The organism is Streptomyces hainanensis, from assembly GCF_004348415.1.
Lineage (GTDB): Bacteria > Actinomycetota > Actinomycetes > Streptomycetales > Streptomycetaceae > Streptomyces > Streptomyces hainanensis.
This window is the reverse complement of sequence record NZ_SMKI01000653.1, coordinates 1-3257: the sequence shown is the minus strand read 5'-3', so window position 1 is coordinate 3257 and position 3257 is coordinate 1. Positions and strand designations below refer to the sequence as shown.

General features: G+C 72.6%; 4 protein-coding genes. 1 reads left to right on the top strand and 3 read right to left on the bottom strand.

Translation table 11 applies throughout. The features are described 5' to 3' along the window. Nucleotides 1-145: 145 nt before the first annotated feature. The 3 genes from E1283_RS34205 to E1283_RS34195 all read right to left on the bottom strand — a co-directional run bounded on the left by E1283_RS34205 (nucleotide 146) and on the right by E1283_RS34195 (nucleotide 2773). On the bottom strand, nucleotides 146-1750 hold the full coding sequence (locus E1283_RS34205; RefSeq protein ID WP_132822060.1) for an esterase/lipase family protein: 1605 nt from the start codon (nucleotides 1748-1750) through the stop codon (nucleotides 146-148). A 107-nt stretch (nucleotides 1751-1857) separates the two neighbouring features. Further along, a complete protein-coding gene (locus tag E1283_RS34200; protein ID WP_132822059.1) occupies nucleotides 1858-2076 on the bottom strand; it encodes a hypothetical protein in 219 nt (72 codons plus the stop codon). A gap of 91 nt (nucleotides 2077-2167) precedes the next feature. Then, nucleotides 2168-2773: a dihydrofolate reductase family protein gene (locus E1283_RS34195; RefSeq protein WP_132822058.1), complete on the bottom strand. Its 606-nt coding sequence runs from the start codon at nucleotides 2771-2773 to the stop codon at nucleotides 2168-2170. Nucleotides 2774-3067: 294 nt separating this feature from the next. Here E1283_RS34195 and E1283_RS34190 point away from each other — a divergent pair. After that, nucleotides 3068-3257: winged helix-turn-helix domain-containing protein (locus E1283_RS34190; RefSeq protein ID WP_132822057.1), on the top strand; the 190-nt coding region annotated here is incomplete at its 3' end.

Here is a 3257-nt window from a genome sequence, read left to right as displayed (position 1 = left end):
CGGGTCCAGGACGTGGGCGCGGCGGCGGGCCCTGGCCGGCACGCCGAGTCGTTCGAGCAGCCCGTCCGGGTTCTGTTCGCGGCCGGCCTCCCAGGTGCAGGAGACGGCGGTCGCGGTGGTGGGTCGGGCGGCTGTCGGGCGGCGGTCAGGTGGCGGCCAGGCGGTCGCGGGCCTCGATGCGCAGGGCCGCGTTCGGGCCCAGGACGGACAGCGCCCTGGCGGCGGCGGGCAGCGGGATGTGGGCGACGCGGGCCGCGGCGGCGCCTGCCGTGCGTTCCCAGGTCATGGCGGACCCCGCGTCCTGTCCCGGCAGCCCGTCGGTGATGGGGTCGAAGCGCTCGGGCGGCCCCTCGACCATGCTGTTCCAGGCCGCCCAGGCGGCGATGCCGCCCTCCTCGGCGCCGGGGCGGACATCCACGACGAGGGTGTCGGCCCAGGCCGGCACCTGCTCCAGGTGGTCGGTGAGGCGGAGGCGGCCGTCGTCCTCGTCCAGCGTGAACACCCGCAGGCCGAGGGCGTACCGCAGGCGGTCCCGGTCGAGCAGGAAGGTGCCGGCCACCGGGACGGCGACGTCCCCGTCCCCCTTCCCGCCGCGGCGACGGATCTCGTCGCCGAGCTGCACGGGGCACCAGTGCGCGGCGCTCTGCTCGGTCATCACGATGGGCAGGCCCCGGATGGTGAGGCGGGTGTCCGCCTGCCAGACGGGCGTGTCGGGGACGGTGCCCGGCAGGCCGACCAGGTCGAGGCGGACCTGCCAGCGTCCGAAGAGGAAGCGCCGCAGGTTCTGGTAGCCCTCCTCGGAGTTGACCTCCCCGTAGGTCCCGGAGTGCGACCGGTAGACGTAGGCCCGGTGGGCGCCCCGGACGTAGGCGTGCTCGATGCGGACCAGGCCGTCGCTCTTCGGCCCGACGGGCACCCGCGAGAGGCCGTAGTCCCTGGGGTCGGTGCCGACCAGGCAGAAGACGTCGTCGGTGTCGAAGACCTCCTCGGGGAGGCGCTGCGGGTCGAAGTCGGCCGAGCGCGGCGGCAGGTCGCCGAAGCGCGCCCCGGGGTCGAGATAGCCGTACATCTTCTCCGGCGCGAAGATGTCCGAGCCGGCCGGGCCGAAGGCCTGCTCCGCCCAGTTCAGGACGCCGAGGCGGAAGGCGATGCCGCCGTGCGGCGTGCCGTAGGTGAAGAACCGGGCCACCAGCTCCCTGGCCGGCCGCCGGTCGCGGCCGTCCGCGTCGGGCTGCCGGCAGGTCTTCTGCATCATGCACCGGGCGACGAGGCCGCCCATGGAGTGGGCTACCAGGTACACCTTCGGCGCGCCGGTCTTCCGCCGGATCAGGCCGATCAGGTCGTAGAGGCCGGCCGCCGCCGTCTCGATGTCGAAGCCGTCGGCGGAGACCCGGCGGTGGAGCCGACCGAGCAGCCGCTCCGGCAGGCTCTCGTGCGGCGGCGCGGCGAAGGTCGTCGCGGCCTGGTCGTAGAAGCGGTACACCCAGAGCGAGGCGGGCGGCACGCTGGCGTCCGCGGCCTCGCGCAGGTACCGGTGCTGGTCGCCCTGGACGAGCAGTCGGTAGTCCTCGTCGGTCATCAGCCGGAGCAACGGCCCCTCGAACTGGTAGAACGCCGGGTCGCCGTCGCCGCCGACGCGCACATGGGTGGCGCCGTGGTTGAAGCCGTAGAACGGGTCGTCCACCTGGGCGTCGATGCCGGCGGTCGGCCCGGCGTATCCGCGCACGTAGACGATCGGCAGCCGGTCCATGGGCCCTCCTCGGGGGTCGCTGCCGCACCAGTCTCCGGACCGCGCGCCGCCGTGCGACCGAGAAACCGCCCCGCGTCGGCCGCCGCTCACCCGGACGGGCGCCGCGGTCACACCCGTCGCCGGTACGGACGGGCGGCCTTGAGGATCGTGTTCCAACGAATGGTGAGGCAGTCGCCCGACAGGAACTCCAGCCGTTTCGCGCCGCCGTGCAGGCCCACCAGGTCGCGCACGACGAAAGATCGGCCGCCGATGGCGATGATGTCACCGCATTGCACTGTCGACGCGTTCACGGTGATCGACTCCACCGGCTGGTAGTACTCCGTCACCGCCCCACACCCCGCACGACCGGACCGCGATGGTGGCACTCGCGTCGTTCCCGCCGCCGCCTGGCAGGCGTTCGTGGCGGACGGGGCGACGTCACGCGGGGGCGCCGAGCGGCGGGTGCTCGAGCACGCGGGGCTTGTACTCGACCAGCTGGATGCGGCCGTCGAAGGTGCGGTGCTCGGTCATCTCGAGGGCGACGTCCGGATAGCCGTCGTAGACGCGTTCTTCGCCCGTGGCCCCGGTGATCACCGGGAACATCACGACCCGGAAGCGGTCGACGAGCCCGGCTCGTAGCAGGGACCGGCACAGGCTCAGGCTGCCGATCGTGCTGAGGAGCCCCGAGCCACTCGACTTCATGGCGCGGACCGCCTCGACGGCGTCGTCGCGGACGAGCGTGGAGTTGGCCCACGTCAGTGGCTCCTCGAGTGAGGAGGAGAACACCACCTTGGACGCCTGCGTGAGCTCGTCGACGGACGCCTCTTCCTCGGGCCTGAACTCGTCTTGGCCACTCGGGACCTCACCGGCGGCGAAGCCCGACATCAGGCGGTAGGTGTTCGCTCCCATCAGGTAGGTGGCCGTGGGCTGCTCGCCGAGCCATGCGAGGTACTCCGGGCCTTCGAGGCCCCAGAACCCGGGCCATCCCTCTCCCGACGCGTGGCCGTCGAGGGAGGTGATGAAGTCGACGAGAAGCTCCGACATGGCGGTGTCCTTTCCTCTGGTGTCGCGAGCTGTGACCGGCCGGGAGCCACAAACTCATCGACCGCGCCGTGGGGTGACGAGGAAACCGGGTGGGGGCCACGTCGCGACGGGAGCACGGCGTGGCCCGGTGCGGCGACCCCGAGACGTGGGCGTGACCTACCTTCCACGGCAGCGACGTTGTCGGCATGCGCACCGGCGATTTCGCCGCGCGCCCCGTTCCGGGGGTTAACCCCACCCCCGGCTCGGGGGGTTGTCGGATCGTGCACAGCGGGGTGTGCACAGGAGTCTGTGCACATGGCGTTCACCCCCTCCTTCGACGGCCTCAAGGCCCTCGCGCATCCTCGGCGGTTGCAGATCCTGGAGCGGCTCGGGATGTACGGGCCGGCCACGTCCGCGATGGTGGCGCGGGGGTTGGGGCTCAACACGGGGGCCACGAGCTATCACCTGCGGGAGCTGGCTCGGCACGGCTTCGTGGAGGAGGAGG